The following is a 16231-nucleotide window of genomic DNA, read 5'->3' as shown; positions in this document are numbered from 1 at the left end:
AGAGAGAATCTCGGTCTAAGGTAAGGGAAGGAGAAAAGGGCGGCCACCTCCGCGGATAACCCGAGGTCGCCTCGCAAGGCCTTGGAACGGAAGGAGGACGGGTGGAGATAAGGGGTTTTCAGGAACTCATCGGGAAGACCTTCCTGGAGCGCGACCGGCTCCGGGGCCTGCCGGGCACCTTCGCCTGGCTGGTGGAGGAGGTGGGGGAGCTCTCCCGGGCCCTGCGCATGGGGAGACGCGAGGACCTCGACGAGGAGTTCGCGGACGTCCTGGCCTGGCTGGCCAGCCTGGCCAACCTGTGCGGCGTGGACCTGGAGGAAGCCGCGTGCAAGTACCTTTCCGGGTGTCCGCGCTGCGGTTCCATACCCTGCGCCTGCCCGCAGTGAGCGCGGGCCATAGCGCTCAGGGCTTAGGGGTCACCTCCACCACCAGGTCGCCGTCCTCCCGGATCTCCCATTCCGGGCGGCCCTCTTTCCCGGTGGCCAGCTCGAAGATCCCGAGCACCAGGCCCACCATGGGGAGGAAGAGACACGGGTTTTCCAGGCGGAGGCGCAGCCGGTCGGTGCCCCACTCCATCTCCCGCAGGTTCCCCAGCCCGCGCAGGGCCAGGGCGCGGCGGAAGTCCTCCACGGTGCAGGCCTCGTCCAGGGAATAGAAATCGCTTCTCACGAAGCGCCTCTGGGCCTCGATGACCACCTCGGGGATGCTCTCCCCCAGCTCGCCCTGAAGCTCCTCGATGATGGTGTCCACGGTGGAGGGCCCCAGCATAACCATGCGCCTCCCGGTCTCGCGGTGGAGTATCATCCCCCGTTCGGTGTCCCACCGGTAATCGGAAAGCGCTTTCGGCCCGCCGCACTTGGGACACTTCTCCAGCTCTATGTCCCCCGGCTTTTGGGTGTAGGGGATGGGCTTCAGGCGGTCCATGAGCTCCATGGGATGTACGGATATGTGGCCGGTTATCTCGTGCACATCCGGGGCCACCTCGCGGTGGCTTACCGCCACCTCCCGGCGGTCGATGGCGTTGAAGGAACCCGCCAGGTCGCCGCAGAAAAGGGGGAGAGAGTAGATGCCCTCGGTGCGAATGGTCACGTAATCGCCCTCGTCCCTCACCCGGCGCAGGTTGGCCAGCTCTATGTTCCCGTAACCCATCACCTTTCCCAGGGCGGTTATGTTCCGGATCACCGGCCTGACGCCCACCCTCTGCACTACGGCCTTGACCACATCGGGGAGGATGTGGTCCACGAAGTCGAAGGTGGCCCTGCGCTTGGCCTCCACGATGATGCGCTCTATAGGCATGCAGATGATATCCTCGATGTTGCGGAAGATGCCGTTGATGTTTTCGTTCTCGATGAAGATCATGCGGTGGTCCGGGTTCTTGGTCTGCACAATGGTCCCGTCGCTCAGCCACCTGTGCTCGCGCACTATACGCCGGGAGGCCCCGCACTCCGAGCACAATCTCACTTTAGGCATGGAAACCCCCTTATCCGTCTACCCTAAGCTCTTTCCCGCCCGCAAATCTCGTGTCCTATAAAAATAGTTTACTTGTTAATTTATATCGTTTCCAGAGCAAACCTACTTGAAAACCGGATAAAAAGCGGAAGCCGGATGTTACTTGCCAGTATTTACCTGCGCTCTCACCGCCGGTCTTCGATACGGCGTTCACCCCAATGAGACCGGAACCGGGCCCCGAAGCTGGCCGGCATCTCGCCCGCTGCAGCCTCAATCATTCAATAATATATCCACTCGAACCGGGAGCGGCGGTCCGCCCAGTCCACAAGCCTTGAAATCAGGAGGTGGCGCCATCTCCAGGGGATCTTCCCGGAGGTGAAAGCCAGGTCCACCCAGCGCGCGGCGACCTCTCCGGGCAGCCCGGCCTCGAAGAGGCGGGAGTAGAGCTCCGCGAGGGGGTAGAACTTCTCCTTGGCGTAGGCATATGCCGGGTCGCGGAAAGCGGGGACGTCCAGAGCGCTCCGCCCGTCGAAGATGGTGTCCACGTGCCTTCCGGTGAGATATCCACGCTCACGACAGTAGGCATAGAGGCGGGTGTTGGGGTAAGGGTGGTAGGTGGAGACCTGCATACAGTTGGGACGCGCCCGGGCATTGATCTTCACCGTGTCCAGGAGGGCCGGAAGGTCCTCGTCGGGCAGGCCGGTCATGTTGGTGGACACGGTCTTGATGCCGTATTTTCGGCATAAACGGAAAGCCCTTATGATGTCGCGGTCGGACATGTGCCTCCCCAAGACCTTGCGCCGCAGCTCCTCGTTCCCGCTCTCGATGCCCATGCAGATGACCGAACATCCCGCCTCGGCGAAGGCTTTCACCGTTTCCTCGTCCAGCACGTTGACCCGGGAATTGCAGATGAAGGGGAGGTTCACCTCCCGCCTGTAACGAGAGGTGAGCTCCCGGAACCACTCTCGGTCGAGGGTGAGGATGTCGTCGTCGAAGCGGATATAGCGCAGGTTCCCCTCGGTGTCCGCCTTTAAGATCTGCCCTATCTCCCGCATCACGTTGTCCACGCTCCGGAAGCGCACATATCTGCGCTTGTTGGGATATATGCTCCTCTGTGCGTGGTTGGAACAATAGGTGCAGGAATACGGGCATCCCCGCGAGGCCATGAGCGTACCCCGCTCGTGCTGCTGGGGGCAGAAGTTGGAGGGATCGAATATCTCACGATCAGGGAAGGGCAAGGAATCCAGGTCCTCCACCAGGGGCCTCACCGGGTTCCTGCGCACCTCTCCGTCCACGCGGAACCAGACGGAGCGCACGCCGGTGGGATCCCTCCCTTCCTCCAGGGTCGCGCACAGCTCGGCAAGCGCTTCCTCCCCCTCCCCCAGACACACGGCGTCCAGGGGGGCCTCGCGCAGGGCCCCCTCCGGGTCCAGCGTGGGATGGGCGCCTCCGCATATGGTAAATATATCCATTTCATCCTTTATCCACCCCGCCCACCGGCGGACGTGGGGGAACATGTGGGTGGTGCTGGAAAAGGCAAGGATGTCCGGCGCCTCGGCCCGCACCATCTCCAGGAGCTCCTCCCTGCCCACCGGGCGCACCAGGTGGATGAGGGAGGTGCGGTGCCCCTCGCGCTTGAGGTAGGCGGAAAGGTAACCTATGCCCAGATAGATCCGCCCCTCCGGCAGATACCGCTCCTCGTCATACTGGAAGAAGTCGGGATATACGAAGGTCACCTTGAGTCCCAAGTCCGATCCCACCTTCCGTTCTCGGCCACTCCCGGAACCTGCATCCGCCGTCCGCCCCAGGAGCCCTTTTTCTCGAATCCGCTCCTGCCGCGTGGGAGGTTCTCATCCACCCGAGACACCGCGCTCCGGCAGAAGGCCACGATGGTACGGCTCCTGTCATTCGCGGACGAGAGGCACTTCCCCGAAGGAATTAGGGTCGTCGCGGCTCCTTGGCCCGTCTTCCGCCGCCTCCGCTCCCGCTCCTCCCCGGCTTTCCTCCGAACATATTATCATCACCGGGGTACCCCTATGATATCTCGCTGGCCGCGAGCCGCCTTCCCCTTTCCGGACATGCCGTGCGACCCGTGCCGGAGATCCGACGCAAGCTCCCGAAAAGCATAGGCAGGAAGCTCGAAAGGCCAGCGGTTTGGAGCGACTCGTCAGATCCATAATCTCAGGCATGGTGGGAATGCCTGCGGTTCCGGGAAAAGCGCGTCAACGAAGCCGGCTCAATCCCGCCCCATAAGGAGCACGAGGCGCACCGCGGAAAGAGACCCCACCCGGGAAGGACATCGAAGCCCCTCGGGGGAAGCCGGAACGCGCCCGGTATACCGGAACGGAACGCCGGCATCCCAGCGCGGAGAAGCGGCCGGGACCGGAGAAGTGGGTATCCGCAGACGGAAGCAGAAGCGCCGGCCGGCGGGCGCGCGCCGACCTCGGGAGGAAGCCGGGGGGCATGCGTTTCATGTGCAGACGAACGAACTCACCGCCTCCATGGCGTGGCGATAGGGAGACGAGACAGAGGGGAAGGGTGCCGGGCCTCGAGCCTCAGAGGGGGTAGTCGGAACGCCGGCAGTTCATCAGGAAGCGCCCCATCTTGTCCCCCAGGCGGGTGAGGCGGGATGTCACGGCCAGAAGCGGGTTGACGAAGGCCGGCCGGTTCCCGTAGCGAATGGCCATGGTCCCATAATGGAAATATCTGCCATAATACCAGTTTAAAATCCTGGGATAGAGGGCGAGTATCTCCGAGTCACCACAGTGCAGCGCCGCGGCCAGGGTCTCCGCCGCCCAGCGTCCGCTCTCCAGGGCGTAGGTGATGCCCTCCCCGCTGATGGGATTGGTCATGGAGGCCGCGTCCCCCGCCAGGAGGACGTTGGCCCGGCGAGGGAAGGCGCCTCTCAGGCCCACCCGGAGGATCGCCCCCCGCGGCCTCTCCAGGGGCTCGGCGGAGGCCAGCTTCTGCGCCGCGTGCCTGGTGTCCCGCAGGAAGGCCTCCCAGAGCCGGTTGAGGTTGAGGTCCTTCTCCCGCCGCGCGTAAAGCATGAAGCCCACTCCCACGTTGGCCGTATCCCCGGAGACCGGGAATATCCAGCCGCATCCCGGAGATATGGCGTCCTCGGGATAGATCTCCAGGAAGTCGGCCAGGTCCCGCACTCCGCGCATGTAACAGCGCAGGGAGACCCCCAGGTAGAGGGGATCTCTGCGGAGAAGGCCCGCCTCCCTCCCCACCACCGAAGAAGGTCCGTCGGCTCCCAGGATATAGCGGGCCCTGATCTCCAGCCGCTCCCCCTCCTTCTCCGCCCGCACCCCGGGTATGCGCCCGCCCTCGGGCTCGAGGAGCCCCACCACCCGGCACCCCTCGAGCACCTGGGCGCCCTTATCCCTCGCCCGGCGCAGGAGGATGTCGTCCAGCTCGCGGCGGGGCACCACGTAACCGTGGTCCGGGTAGCGGCTGCCCATGGGATAGCGGACCTCGGTCACCCCATCCCGCGTGGCGTAAAAACGGATGCCGCGGGTGCGCCGGAACCTGCCCTTCAGTTCCCCCTCCACACCCAGGACCTGGAGGGAATGCACGGCACGGGGAGCGATGCCGTCACCGCAGACCTTATCGCGGGGAAAGCGGTCTTTATCCACGACCAGGACGCCGAATCCCCGCTCGGCCAGGAGCATGGCGGCCGTGGAGCCCGCCGGGCCGGCGCCGACGACCAGCACGTCGTAAACCTCGTCCATGGGGAGGATTATATCAGTATCGTCACCCACCGGCCGCGAAAACACCTTTTATGGTAATTTATGGATACTTACGAGCGGAAACCCATGCCGAAACTTGCTCCGGCCAACATCGCAAAACCCCGTTGCCGTTCGGGAGACCTTCCCCCTCCCCGCGGTCACGGCCGAGAAGGACAGGAAGGGCTCAGGGGAGCTTCCCGACCACGATCTCCACCGTGCTTCCCTGCTCCACCTCGGTACCGGAGGCCGGGTCCTGGCTCACCACCTTGCCCACGTGCACCGGGTCAATGACATAGGAGACGTGGGGCACGAGGTGTAGGCCGTTGAGGATGTTCTCGGCTTCCTCCTGGGTCTTCCCCACCAGGTAAGGGACTGTGACCTTGGCCGGACCGGTGCTCACCACTATGGTCACCGTGCTCCCCTCGGCCACCCGCTGGTTGGCCAGCGGGCTCTGCCTTATGACCCTTCCCGCTTCCACTTCGGAACTGGCTTCCTCGCTCACCGTGACCTGGAAGCCGGCGTTCTTCAATGTCCTCTCGGCGTCCTCCCTGAGCATGCCCACTACGTTGGGTACGGCCACCTTCTTCAGCTCCACCCCCACCTCCAGCCGCACGTTGGTACGGGGGTTGATGAGCTTTCCGGCCGGTGGGTCCTGGGAGAGGACCTTGCCCACGTCATCCTCATCCTCCACGGGCTTGTTGACTATCTCTATGACGGTGACACCCGTCTCGTGCAGCTTCTCCTCCGCGGCCTCCCTGGTCATGCCCGTAACCTTAGGCATCTTCATCTCCCGCGAGATGGTGACGTTCACCTTCTCTCCCTTGCGCAGGAGGGTGCCCCACTCCGGGTCCTGGGAAACCACCACCCCCACCTTCTCCGAGGGATCCTCGATGTAATAATCTTCCACCTCTCCCAGCTTGAGCCCCAGGCTCTCCAGCGTCTGTCGGGCCTGTTCCTCGGTCATGCCCTGAAGGTTGGGGACCTCCACCTTGGCCCCCCTTCCGGTGAACACCAGGGCCAGTATAACGCCCAGGACGACCAGGAAAACCGCCGCGCCGGCCGCTATCCAGCCCCAGGGTCTGCCCTTCCGCGGCTCAACGGTCGGAACGGCGGCGGGCGCCGCGGCGCCGGGAAGCACCGGAGTGGCGGTCACCGGCATGCCCTCCAGGAAGCGCAGCAGGTCGGCCTTCATCTCCTGTGCCGTCTGGTAGCGGTTGGCCGGGTTCTTGGCCATGGCCTTCATGACCACCGCCTCCAGGGCGGGCGGAATCTCGGGGTCGATGACCGAGGGCGGTATGGGGTCCTCCCGTACCTGCCGGTAGGCCACGGTCACCGGGTTTGGATCGTCGAAGGGGACCTTCCCGGTGAGCATCTCGTAAAGGACCACCCCCAGGGAGTAGATGTCCGAGCGCCCGTCGACCGGGAGCCCCTGCGCCTGTTCCGGGGAGATGTACTGGGGCGTGCCCATGACCATCCCCGTCTGGGTGAAGCCGCTCCCGTTCCCCTCCCGGGCGATGCCGAAATCCATCACCTTCACCTGGCCGATGCTGGTGAGGAATATGTTGTGGGGTTTTATGTCCCGGTGCACGAGGTTGTGCCGGTGGGCGAATTGGAGGGCGGCGCAGACCTCGGCGGTTATCTCCGCCGCGCGTTCCGGAAGAAGGCGCCCTTCGTGGCGCAACACCTCCTTAAGGTCCCTGCCCTCCACGTATTCCATGACGATGTAGTAGAGGTCGCCCTCGTTCCCCCAGTCGTAGATGTTCACGATGTTGGGATGGTTGAGGTTGGCCGCAGCCTGAGCCTCGTGCCGGAACCTCTGTATGTAGGCCGGGTCCGCGGCGTACTGGGGATGCAGGACCTTGACCGCCACCTCCCTCCCCAGGAGCAAGTCGTCGGCGAGGTAGACGTCGGCCATCCCGCCGCTACCCAGCTTCTCCTTCAAGCGGTAGCGCTGACTGAAGACCCTTCCCAGCATAAGACCTCCCGGCTGTCCAATCGGGAGTTTTCGGAATCACGTGCGCCCGAACGGCGGCGCTCCTTCCTCAAAACCGGTCCCATATATCTCCATCGCATTATTTCCATGCTTCGCTTCGTAATCCCTCCAACTTAGGGAAGCCGGCTTCCCTTCCCCCCGCCTCATCCTGCGTCAGCTTCCATGCATCGAAGGGACAGAGAAACCGGCGCGTAACGCGCTTCCCTTTCTGCGCCTCTTCCGCATTGCGCCGCTCCTCACTGGCGCAGGGAGCGGGCCCGCTCCTGTTAGACCAGATATATATGACGGCGGAGCACGCAGGCGGTTCCCTTCCCCGTCACTTTCCCTTACGGTTGACCACCAGGTTCACCGCGGCCCCGCTGGACAGCTTGGCCCCGTAGGGAGGATCGGTCTCCACGACACGGTTCTCGCTGTACCCGGCGACCTCCTTGTAGATTATCTCCCCTACCCGGAAGCCGCGACTCTCCAGTACCGCGCGCGCATCCTCCAGGGAGAGGCCCACCAGGTTGGGTACAGTCAAGGGCCCCAGGCTCTGGAGCACCTTGATCACCGTCTTCTTCCTAACCATCTCGCCCGGTTTGGGGTCCTGGGAGATGACGTAGTCCGCTTTCACCGCGGCATCGTATTCCTTCCCCACCACCAGGAGGCCGAGGTCCCTGTCCGCGGCCATCCTGGCGGCCTCCTCGACGCTCACATTGACCAGGTTGGGAACCTCCACCTTGGTCCCCCCTATGAAGATGGAGAGGACCCAGAGGACCAGGAGTACCACCGCCACCGCCAGGAGGCCTCCCCCCGCCCAGACCTGCCAGCGGCTCAGCCTGGGAAGCGGGTGAGGAAGGGGAGCGACCTGTGCGGCCGGCGTCTCTTCTTTCTCCTCCTCCGGCTCCTCCGGGGGCAATGGGGCCATGGGGAGTTCCTCCCGCAGCGAGGAGACGACGTCCCAGAGGGCGTCTCTGGCGGTGGCGAAACCGCGGCCCTCCGTGCTCTGGAGGCACAGCTCCACGAACCTCTGGAGGCGCGGCGGTATCTCCCGGTCCCACTTCAACTTCCCCCGGCGAACGTCGTCCATCGCCTCCTGTTTGCTCCTGCTGGTCACGGAGCGGTAGATGAGATAGCCGAGATCCCGGATATCCCGCTGGATGTTCAGGAAGACGGGGAAGGGGCTCTCTATGGCTCCCATGACCACCGGAAAACCGGGATCGGAGACCTTGGCCTTGCGGTTGGGGAAGATGAAGATGTGCCTCTCGTCCAGCGAACCGTGCGCCACACCCTGCTTCTCCAGATAGGCAAGGGTCCTGGAGATCTCCAGCGCGAAATAAAGTGCCCCCAGAGGCTTCATCCTCTTGCCCGTCTCCAGGACCTCGTGGAGGGACCTTACGTCCATCAGCTCCTCGACCACGAAAGGGCGGTCCTCCTCAAGCCCGTAGTCCAGGACCTCCACCAGGCCGGGATGCCGCAGCCTGGTGGCCCGATAAGCCGCGGCGCGGAACTGATCGCAGAACTCGCGGTCGGAAAGCAGGTGGGGGAGGGGAAGCTTGACCGCCACCTCCTTTTCCTCGAGAAGGTCGTAACCCCGGAAGACCTCCACGGTCCTTCCCAGAGCGATCCTCTCGTCCAGGCGGTAGCGCTTCCGAAGCACTCTGCCCCGCCAGTCGGGGTACTTCTCGGTCATAAGCCCTAACCCTCCGTAGGCCGGGGATGCCTTTCGCGCTTCCCGGCGGCGCCGAGGCACTCCGTCATCTCATGCCTCGAGGCACGGTCTCAGGGTATTGTAATCCAGAAACGATTCCCGGCATATTCCCGGCTACCGCTGCCCTTCCCGCAGCACCGCGGCAGGGAGTCAGGTCTTTCCCCTATCTCAAGGCGGCCCGGATGACCTCGCGGGCGATGGGGGCGGCCACCGAACCGCCTCCGCCGCCGCTGTTCTCCACCACCACCGCCACGACCACGGTGGGGTTCTCGGCCGGCGCCACCCCCAGGAACCAGGCGTGCGGCGGCTTGCCCTCCACCTCAGCGGTGCCCGTCTTCCCGGCCACGGTCACCCTGGAGATGGCCGCCTGTGTACCCGTCCCCTCCTCCACCACCGAGACCATCATCTTCAGCATCTCCGCCGCCGTCTCGGCGGATATGGGGGTCCTCCACACCGAGGCGTCGTAACGGTCGAGGATGGCCTCCCCCTTGCGCACCTCCTTGAGGAGATGGGGAACCATTATCCTCCCGCCGTTGGCCACCGCACAGCCCATCAGGCAGAGCTGGAGCGGCGTCAGGAGAACCTCCCCCTGGCCGACCCCGGACCAGGCCAACAGCACGGCGTCCATCTTCCCCGCGGGCGGGATGCGCGACGCCGAGACGCCGGGGAGGTCCAGCGGAGGCACGGAGTTCAACCCGAAGGCCTCCGCGCATTTCACCAGGGCGGGAGCCCCCATCTTCACCGCCAGCTGCGCGAAATAGGTGTTCACCGAATGAGTGAGCGCCGTTTCCATATCTATCCTACCGAAACTGCGAGGCGGACTCCCGTAGTTGGTCACCCGTGAGCCTCCCACCTCCCACACTCCCGGGCAGTCGAAGACCGTGGAGGCGGGCAACCCCGCCTCCAAGCCCGCCGATCCGGTGACCACCTTGAAGACCGACCCCGGCGTGTAAAGGCCGGCCGCCGCTCGGTTGAGCAGCGGGCTTCCGGTGTCCTGGCTATAGGAGCGCATGGCCTTATCCGCGAGAGGCGTACCGTCGGCGTCCTTATCCTGGGTGACCAGGGCCTGGGGGTCGAAGGTGGGCCATGAGTACATGGCGAGGACGGCGCCCGTTTTCGGGTTCATGGCCACCACCGCCCCCTTGCGGGAACCGAGGTACTTGGCCGCCGCGGACTGTACCTCCGCATCCAGGGTGAGGTAGATGTCGTTACCTTCACGCACGTCCGAGGTCATCTCCTCTACCCAGGAGCGAGGAGGTTTCCTCCCCAGAAGTTGGTCGTTGTAGGACTCCTCCAGGCCCGTCCTTCCGAACTGGGGACTGTCGTAACCCAGCACGTGCGAAAAGAGGGCACCCTGGTGGTAGCGGCGGAGATAGGCGAAGGGCCCCGGAGCGGGAACGCTCTCCGCCAGGACCAGCCCGTCGGAGGTGATTATCCTGCCCCGGGCTATCCCGTATTCCTCCACCAGCCGCCTCGTGTTAGCAGGATTTTCCAACAATCCCTTCTGCCCCCATACCTGCAGGTAGCTCAAGTTCACCACCAGGACCAGTGTGAGGGCGATGAAGAAGACCCCCAGGCGCCTAATCCCCTTCTGCAAGCTCCCCACCTCCCTCGGAAACACACAACAGCAACCCGAGAAGCAGGAAGTTGCTCACCAGCGAGCTCCCGCCGTAGCTGACGAAGGGCAAGGTGATGCCGGTAAGGGGCATGAGCCTGGTGACCCCGGCCATGATGATGAAGGACTGTAACCCCAGCACGGCGGTCAATCCCACGGCCAGGAGCTTGCCGAAATCGTCCGGGCAGCGCATGGCCAGGCGGAGGCCCCGGCCGCATAGAGCAAGATAGAGAAGGGCCAGGGCCGTGGCCCCCAGGAGTCCCAGTTCCTCCCCCACCGCGGCGTAGATGAAATCGGTCTCCACGAAGGGGATGAGGCCCGGGCTCCCCCGGGCCAGCCCGGTCCCGGAAAGGCCGCCCTCGGCGAAGGCGAAGAGTGACTGGGCTATCTGGTAGCTCTCGTCGTTGACGGTCTCCGGGTTCAAGGGATCAAGCCAGGTCTCCACCCGGACCCTTACGTGTCCGAAGAGGAAGAAGGTGAGGGTGGCTCCGGCCAGGAAGAGCAGCAGCCCGGCGACCACGAAGGTGGCCCTCCCGGTGGCCACGTAGATGACCGCCAGGAAGATGCCGAAGAAGAGGAGAGAGGAGCCCAGGTCCCGCTGGAAGATGAGCAACAGGAGGGAGAGGGCCCACATGGTCAGCAGAGGGCCCAGGTCCCGTGGACGGGGCAGGTGCACCCCGGCCACCACCTTCCCCGCGGCGGCTATGAGCTCCTTCCTCTCCGCGAGGTAAGCGGCGAAAAAGACGGCCAGGAGGATCTTGGCCAGTTCCGAGGGCTGGAAGCGTAACGGTCCCAGGATCAGCCACAACCTGGCGCCGTTGACCTCGCGGCCGAAGAACACCGTGGAGAGAAGAAGTACCAGCCCCAGGACGGCCAGCGTGTAGCGATAGTTGTCCAGGGACCGGTAATCCCGTAAAAGGGCCACCAGGAGGAGCATGGCGGCAATCCCCACTCCCAGCCAGACGAGTTGCAGGCGGGCCATATGGGCGTTGAGGCGGAGGAGTACTATCAGGCCCACGCAGGTCAGGGCGGCGGCCAGGGGTAGGAGCAACGGGTCCGCCTGAGGACGCAGGATGCGCAACACCAGGTGAGCGAGGAGGAAGAAGCCCGTCCAGAGGAGGGGATAGACCACGTGGCCGGCGACCAGGGTACCGCCGGTGCTTAAGTCCAGCGACACCCACCCCAGGAAGGAGAGGGGGAGGATGACGGCCAGGAGAAGCGCTTCCTTCCACCTCGGGCTCATGGCCACCGCCCTTTCCTCGCTTTCCTCGTGGCTACACTCGAGACCTGCCCCTCGGGTCCGCGCCCCGCCGGTCCCCACCGTGAAGCCCGTCACCCGGCACCGAGAAAGCGCCTGCGCAACCGCGCCACTGGGCCTTCCCTCGTCCGCCGCCCTGCGTCCTCCACGGAGAAGAGGGACACGTCGCCCTCCTCGAGGTCCACGAGGATCACGGTCACGTTGTCCTCCCCGCCCTTGGCGTTGGCCTCCTCGACGAGCATCCGGGCGCACGCCTCCGGATCGTCCTCCGCCTGCAGGAGGGCCGCGAGCTCCTCGTCCTCCAGATGCGTGGTCAAACCATCGGTGCAGAGGAGGATGCGGTCACCCGGCCTCACTTCCACCCTCACCAGGTCCGCGGCGAGATTGGCCGTCAATCCCAGGGCCCGCAGGATTACGTTGCGCCTCGGATGTTGCCTGGCCTCACGGGGAGTGAGAAATCCCTCCCTCACCATCTTCTCCACCAGGGAATGGTCACGGGTGAGGGGGTTCAAGGCTCCTCCTCTTAAAAGGTAGGCTCGGCTGTCGCCGACATGCCCCAGGTAAGCCCCTTCTTCCAGGAGCAGGACGGTGAAAGTGGTGCCCATGCCTCGGAGACCCGGATCCTCATCGGCCATCTTCATGACGGCACGGTTGGCGGCCTGCAGGCAGCCGCGCAGCCGCCGCAGGGGATCCAGGCCCCGGTTCTCCCTCTCGCAGCGCAGGAACTCCTCCACCGCCGCCGAGCTGGCCACCTGCCCCGCCCGATGTCCCCCCATGCCGTCGGCCACGATGAAGAGGCGCCCATCGGCATGCGAGAAATCCTCGTTCCTCTCTCGCACCCTCCCTATATCGCTCAGGACGGCATAACGCACGGCATCCTCCAGTCCTCACCCTGTCCTAAAAAACGCCGGCCCACCTCGCTCGATGGCCCTAGAGGGCGGCCCGTGACCGGGAATCAAGCTTTGAACTCCATCAGGGTGCGTCCTACCTTTATGCGGTCGCCCACACGCAACTCGATAGGATAATTGATGCGTCTTCCGTTGACGTAGGTTCCATTGGTGCTTCCCAGGTCCTCCACATAGTAGTGGTCCTGCAAGGTGTAGATCCTGGCATGAAGGTTGGAAACGAACTCGTCCTCCAGGCATATGGAGCACTCCGGTGCCCGGCCGATGACCAGTTCTTCCACGATCTCCCATTCCTTGCGCGTGCGCCGTCCTTCCCCGCTTAAAAGGACCAGGGCGGCGCGGCGACCTTTCCTTCGTGTCCTGGAGGTTTCCCGTGCCGGGAGCCTCGGCGGAGCGGGTCTGAGCTCCCGGTAGACGGCCCTGACCACAAAGGCGAGGAAGAGGTAAAGCAGAGCGAGGAAAAGGTATCTAAGCGAGACGTAGACTATCTCCGGCAAGTCAGACCCCTTCCCGAAATAACCCTTCCTTCCGGCACGGCATTCTTCCGCCCGCCTCCGGAAAACGCATCACTCCCTCGACCGGGCCCACGCTTCCCTCGGGCCCTCCCCTTGGCGTTACCTCTCCAGGCGGAACTCCATCCTCGTATCGCCCATGGAAATCAAGTCCCCGTCCTCGAGCAGCCTCTCCCTTATCCGCCGCTCGCCGACCAGCGTGCCGTTGGTGCTTCCCATGTCCCGCAACACGTATCCCCGCGGGCCCCTCTCGATCTCCGCGTGGAACCTCGAGACCCTCGGATCCGGTAGGACGAGGTCGTTCTCCTCCGCCCTGCCGATACGCAGGCGCGCCCCTTGCAAGCGGAAGGCCAATCCGGCTCGCTCGCCGGAAAGGACCCTCAGCACGCCCATCCCCTCACCGGGAAGGTCAGAGGCCCTTAGCTCCGGCTCCGCCGCCCCGCCCCCCGAGACGGCCATCTCCTCGAAGGAGGCTTCCACCCGGAATTCTCCGATTCCCAAGGCCTCATCCCGCGCAAAGCTCAAGCGTGGCCTGGTGGCGAGATGGTAATCCCGGCGGTTGGCGTAGTCGATGACCAGGCTTTCCATCTCCTTTCCCAGGGCCTCCAGCACGCCCTCCAGGTGATCGTAATCGGCGGTGCCGAGGCGGACCAGGAAGCGGTTGGGGGCCAGTATCTCGTTGACCCCCAGCACCCTCTCCTCGTCCATCTCCCGGAGTACGCGACGAGCTATCTCCAGCGGGTGGACCCGCCCCTTGAATATTCTGGTAAACGGCTCCTGGAAGGCCCTTTCCAGGCTTCTCTCGAAACGCCTCAGAAGACCCATCACCCCACGTCCTTCAGGAGGTCCTCCACCGCCTCGACGCGCACCGGGAATCTGACCGTCTCCACCCCGGCCAGGACGAGCGACAGGGAGGCCAGCAGGACGGCGCGCCCGAACCCGCCTCCAAAAAGGTAGAGAAAGATGCCGAGCACCGAGGACATGCTCGCTCCCACCCCTTGAAGCCCGAAGACCCCCTCGGCGTAGGTCCAGGCCTTCTCGCTGCGGCCCACATGTGGAAAAACCTTCCAAAGCCTGCGGTAGAGGTAGAAGGTGAAAAAGGCCCACACAGCCAACCCCGCGCCGGCCAGCCCCGCCGTCGCCAGGTCTAGGGCGATTCGGCTCACGTGCGCTCTCTCCGCCTTCCAAGGGGTGAATTCCATGACGGCCATGAAGGCCAGGAGCGCCACCGGGATGCCCCAGGCGATGAGACACATCCTCGCGAAGACCCGTCTCTTCCCGTTTTCCATGGATGAAACCCCGAACTTCGACAAGTTTCCACGCGGCCAAGTGCATTATACCAGCCGCCCACGGAGGCTTAAAAACACGTGGGGCGCTGCCGATATGTTATGCGTCGGATAAGGCTTAGCGGCGACTTTCCGGTAATCGTCGCGGCGGAGCGTGCGCTCGGGCTGCAGTGTAAAGGTCATCCCGACGGGTGATAGAATTTTTCATAAGGTGTGACGTTAACCCTGGAGGTGGCGGCCATGGAATGTCCTTTCCACGCCGGAAACGAGGCGATAACCGCTTGCGCCCAGTGCGACACCCCCATATGCCCCCTCTGCGCATCGGAGACCAATCAGGTGCTCCTCTGCATGAACTGCTATCGCTCCCGGGTGGAGGAACTTGGTGCCGCCCTGAGCAGCGCTCCGGCCCGCCTGGTCAAGGAGAGGAAGAAAGCGGAAGCCAAACTGTTCTCCAAGCGCGCCAAGTCCGGTGCCGTGGGTGCGCCGCCGGTAGAGGCACGGGCGGCCTATCCTACGGAGGCGACGCGGCCTCTCTGGGAGCGTGAGGAGCTCGAACCCTTGGCCGCCGTGACCGCCCCGGCGGAGGTCGCCGCGGCCCCGGAGGAGGCCCCCCTGAGCAGGAAGGAGCTGGCCCGCCTGCGCAAGGAGGAGGCCAAGCGGCTGAAGATGGAGAAGAAGCTGGCCAAGCGGGCCAAGGGGGAGGCGGAAGCGGCGGAGGTCGCCGCGGCCCCGGAGGAGGCCCCCCTGAGCAGGAAGGAGCTGGCCCGCCTGCGCAAGGAGGAGGCCAAGCGGCTGAAGATGGAGAAGAAGCTGGCCAAGCGGGCCAAGGGGGAGGCGGAAGCGGCGGAGGTCGCCGCCGCCCCGCCTCCGGAGCCTGCCCCTTTCCTCCAGCCCCCTGAGGAGCTTGCGGCTCCTGCTCCGGAGAGGGAACCCCAACCCGCTCCCGCCCCCTTGCCGGACATCACCTTTGAGCTCCCTCTGGAGCCGGAAAAGGAGGGCATAAGACTCCCAAGGCTCGAGGACCGCCTGGAGTTCCTCCCGCCCCTGGAGGAGAAGGAGGAGGAAATGCCCCCCGGGCTGGAGCCCCCCGAGGGCTTCTTCGACTGATCCTACGGTTTCAGGGGCGTTCCCTGCGCAGCCGCGCTCTCCACCTGTCCAGCTGGGATGCCCAGGGAGAGTACCTGTTCCCCCCGACGGCGGCCGTGCGCAGGGAGGCGAGGAATCCGTTCCTATCGGTAAATTCTTCCATTTCCACGAACACCAGCCCCACGTGTTCCGCCTTATGGGCGTCGCTCCCCGCGGTGGCTGGAAGTCCCACACTCTCCGCGAAACGCGCCGCCCTCTTATTGGCGCCCGGGTAGCGGGGTTTGCCGTTCAGGACCTCAAGTGCGTCGATCCCCCCCGCCAACTCACGCAGGCGCCGCGCGGTCATGCGCCTCAGCTTCACGTAATCGAAGGGGTGGGGAATGATGACCACCCCTCCCTGTTCGCGGATGCGGGCGATGGTCTCCGGGGCGGAGAGACCGGGAGGCACGTCCTCCTCCAGGAAGAGGCCGATGATCTCTCCCTCCGCCGACCTTATCTCCGAGCCGGGTATGATCAGGAGCTCCGGAAGCTCGGTGGCGAAGGAGATCCCCCCGCGGACGGAATCGTGGTCGGTCACCGCCACGCCCCTGAGGCCGCGCCGCCGGCAGGCCTCCAGAAGCCCGCGGGGGTCTATGGAACTGTCGAAGGAATACATCGTATGCACATGAAGGTCCAGCTTTATCCTCATTCCCCCTCCGGGCCA

The 16231-nt window shown here is 64.7% G+C and carries 14 protein-coding genes; 2 read left to right on the top strand and 12 right to left on the bottom strand.

Features of this window, described 5'->3' with window-relative positions:
* The first annotated feature begins 101 nt into the window (after nucleotides 1-101).
* Nucleotides 102-386, top strand: coding sequence for a MazG nucleotide pyrophosphohydrolase domain-containing protein (locus tag H7007_RS05445; RefSeq protein WP_287153713.1), 285 nt, complete (start codon nucleotides 102-104; stop codon nucleotides 384-386).
* 16 nt (nucleotides 387-402) lie between these two features.
* On the opposite strand, the gene H7007_RS05440 is transcribed toward H7007_RS05445, so the two are convergent.
* The 11 genes from H7007_RS05440 to H7007_RS05390 all read right to left on the bottom strand — a co-directional run bounded on the left by H7007_RS05440 (nucleotide 403) and on the right by H7007_RS05390 (nucleotide 14445).
* Nucleotides 403-1470: a hypothetical protein gene (locus H7007_RS05440; protein WP_287153711.1), complete on the bottom strand. Its 1068-nt coding sequence runs from the start codon at nucleotides 1468-1470 to the stop codon at nucleotides 403-405.
* A 257-nt stretch (nucleotides 1471-1727) separates the two neighbouring features.
* Entirely contained in the window at nucleotides 1728-3197 is a 1470-nt protein-coding gene (locus H7007_RS05435; RefSeq protein WP_287153709.1) for a B12-binding domain-containing radical SAM protein, read from the bottom strand.
* A gap of 807 nt (nucleotides 3198-4004) precedes the next feature.
* Nucleotides 4005-5216, bottom strand: a complete 1212-nt coding sequence (locus tag H7007_RS05430) for a geranylgeranyl reductase family protein (protein ID WP_287153707.1) — start codon at nucleotides 5214-5216, stop codon at nucleotides 4005-4007.
* Between the two features lie 151 nt (nucleotides 5217-5367).
* Entirely contained in the window at nucleotides 5368-7158 is a 1791-nt protein-coding gene (pknB, locus tag H7007_RS05425) for a Stk1 family PASTA domain-containing Ser/Thr kinase (protein ID WP_287153705.1), read from the bottom strand.
* Between the two features lie 334 nt (nucleotides 7159-7492).
* On the bottom strand, nucleotides 7493-8848 hold the full coding sequence (locus H7007_RS05420) for a PASTA domain-containing protein (RefSeq protein ID WP_287153704.1): 1356 nt from the start codon (nucleotides 8846-8848) through the stop codon (nucleotides 7493-7495).
* Nucleotides 8849-9029: 181 nt separating this feature from the next.
* A complete protein-coding gene (locus tag H7007_RS05415) occupies nucleotides 9030-10463 on the bottom strand; it encodes a peptidoglycan D,D-transpeptidase FtsI family protein (RefSeq protein WP_287153703.1) in 1434 nt (477 codons plus the stop codon).
* Nucleotides 10447-11724 (bottom strand): FtsW/RodA/SpoVE family cell cycle protein, encoded by a 1278-nt coding sequence (locus H7007_RS05410; RefSeq protein WP_287153702.1) that lies wholly within the window; start codon nucleotides 11722-11724, stop codon nucleotides 10447-10449. The genes H7007_RS05415 and H7007_RS05410 overlap by 17 nt, the downstream gene beginning before the upstream one ends.
* A gap of 89 nt (nucleotides 11725-11813) precedes the next feature.
* The gene (locus H7007_RS05405) at nucleotides 11814-12611 is read right to left on the bottom strand and encodes a Stp1/IreP family PP2C-type Ser/Thr phosphatase (RefSeq protein ID WP_287153700.1); all 798 of its coding nucleotides are present in this window, start codon (nucleotides 12609-12611) and stop codon (nucleotides 11814-11816) included.
* 83 nt (nucleotides 12612-12694) lie between these two features.
* On the bottom strand, nucleotides 12695-13141 hold the full coding sequence (locus H7007_RS05400) for an FHA domain-containing protein (RefSeq protein WP_287153699.1): 447 nt from the start codon (nucleotides 13139-13141) through the stop codon (nucleotides 12695-12697).
* A 117-nt stretch (nucleotides 13142-13258) separates the two neighbouring features.
* Complete coding sequence (locus tag H7007_RS05395; protein ID WP_287153697.1) at nucleotides 13259-13981, bottom strand: FHA domain-containing protein; 723 nt, start codon at nucleotides 13979-13981, stop codon at nucleotides 13259-13261.
* Complete coding sequence (locus tag H7007_RS05390; protein ID WP_287153695.1) at nucleotides 13981-14445, bottom strand: hypothetical protein; 465 nt, start codon at nucleotides 14443-14445, stop codon at nucleotides 13981-13983. Before H7007_RS05390 ends, H7007_RS05395 begins: the two co-directional genes overlap by 1 nt.
* A gap of 237 nt (nucleotides 14446-14682) precedes the next feature.
* Here H7007_RS05390 and H7007_RS05385 point away from each other — a divergent pair, with 237 nt between their 5' ends.
* Entirely contained in the window at nucleotides 14683-15549 is an 867-nt protein-coding gene (locus tag H7007_RS05385; protein WP_287153693.1) for a B-box zinc finger protein, read from the top strand.
* A gap of 10 nt (nucleotides 15550-15559) precedes the next feature.
* Here H7007_RS05385 and H7007_RS05380 read toward each other — a convergent pair whose 3' ends face one another.
* Nucleotides 15560-16216: a PHP domain-containing protein gene (locus tag H7007_RS05380; protein WP_287153692.1), complete on the bottom strand. Its 657-nt coding sequence runs from the start codon at nucleotides 16214-16216 to the stop codon at nucleotides 15560-15562.
* Nucleotides 16217-16231: the final 15 nt, after the last annotated feature.

It is taken from the genome of Candidatus Solincola tengchongensis, from assembly GCF_015711935.1.
GTDB classification, from domain to species: domain Bacteria; phylum Actinomycetota; class Geothermincolia; order Geothermincolales; family RBG-13-55-18; genus Solincola_A; species Solincola_A tengchongensis.
The sequence above is the reverse complement of the archived record's forward strand: the minus strand, read 5'-3'. Positions and strand labels throughout refer to the sequence as shown.

Excerpts from the sequence above, each read along its gene's own strand:
- H7007_RS05440 (WP_287153711.1), bottom strand. The coding sequence starts at position 1,470 with ATGCCTAAAGTGAGATTGTGCTCGGAGTGCGGGGCCTCCCGGCGTATA.
- pknB (WP_287153705.1), bottom strand. The coding sequence starts at position 7,158 with ATGCTGGGAAGGGTCTTCAGTCAGCGCTACCGCTTGAAGGAGAAGCTG.
- H7007_RS05420 (WP_287153704.1), bottom strand. The coding sequence starts at position 8,848 with ATGACCGAGAAGTACCCCGACTGGCGGGGCAGAGTGCTTCGGAAGCGC.
- H7007_RS05410 (WP_287153702.1), bottom strand. The coding sequence starts at position 11,724 with ATGAGCCCGAGGTGGAAGGAAGCGCTTCTCCTGGCCGTCATCCTCCCC.
- H7007_RS05395 (WP_287153697.1), bottom strand. The coding sequence starts at position 13,981 with ATGGGTCTTCTGAGGCGTTTCGAGAGAAGCCTGGAAAGGGCCTTCCAG.
- H7007_RS05390 (WP_287153695.1), bottom strand. The coding sequence starts at position 14,445 with ATGGAAAACGGGAAGAGACGGGTCTTCGCGAGGATGTGTCTCATCGCC.
- H7007_RS05385 (WP_287153693.1), top strand. The coding sequence starts at position 14,683 with ATGGAATGTCCTTTCCACGCCGGAAACGAGGCGATAACCGCTTGCGCC.
- H7007_RS05380 (WP_287153692.1), bottom strand. The coding sequence starts at position 16,216 with ATGAGGATAAAGCTGGACCTTCATGTGCATACGATGTATTCCTTCGAC.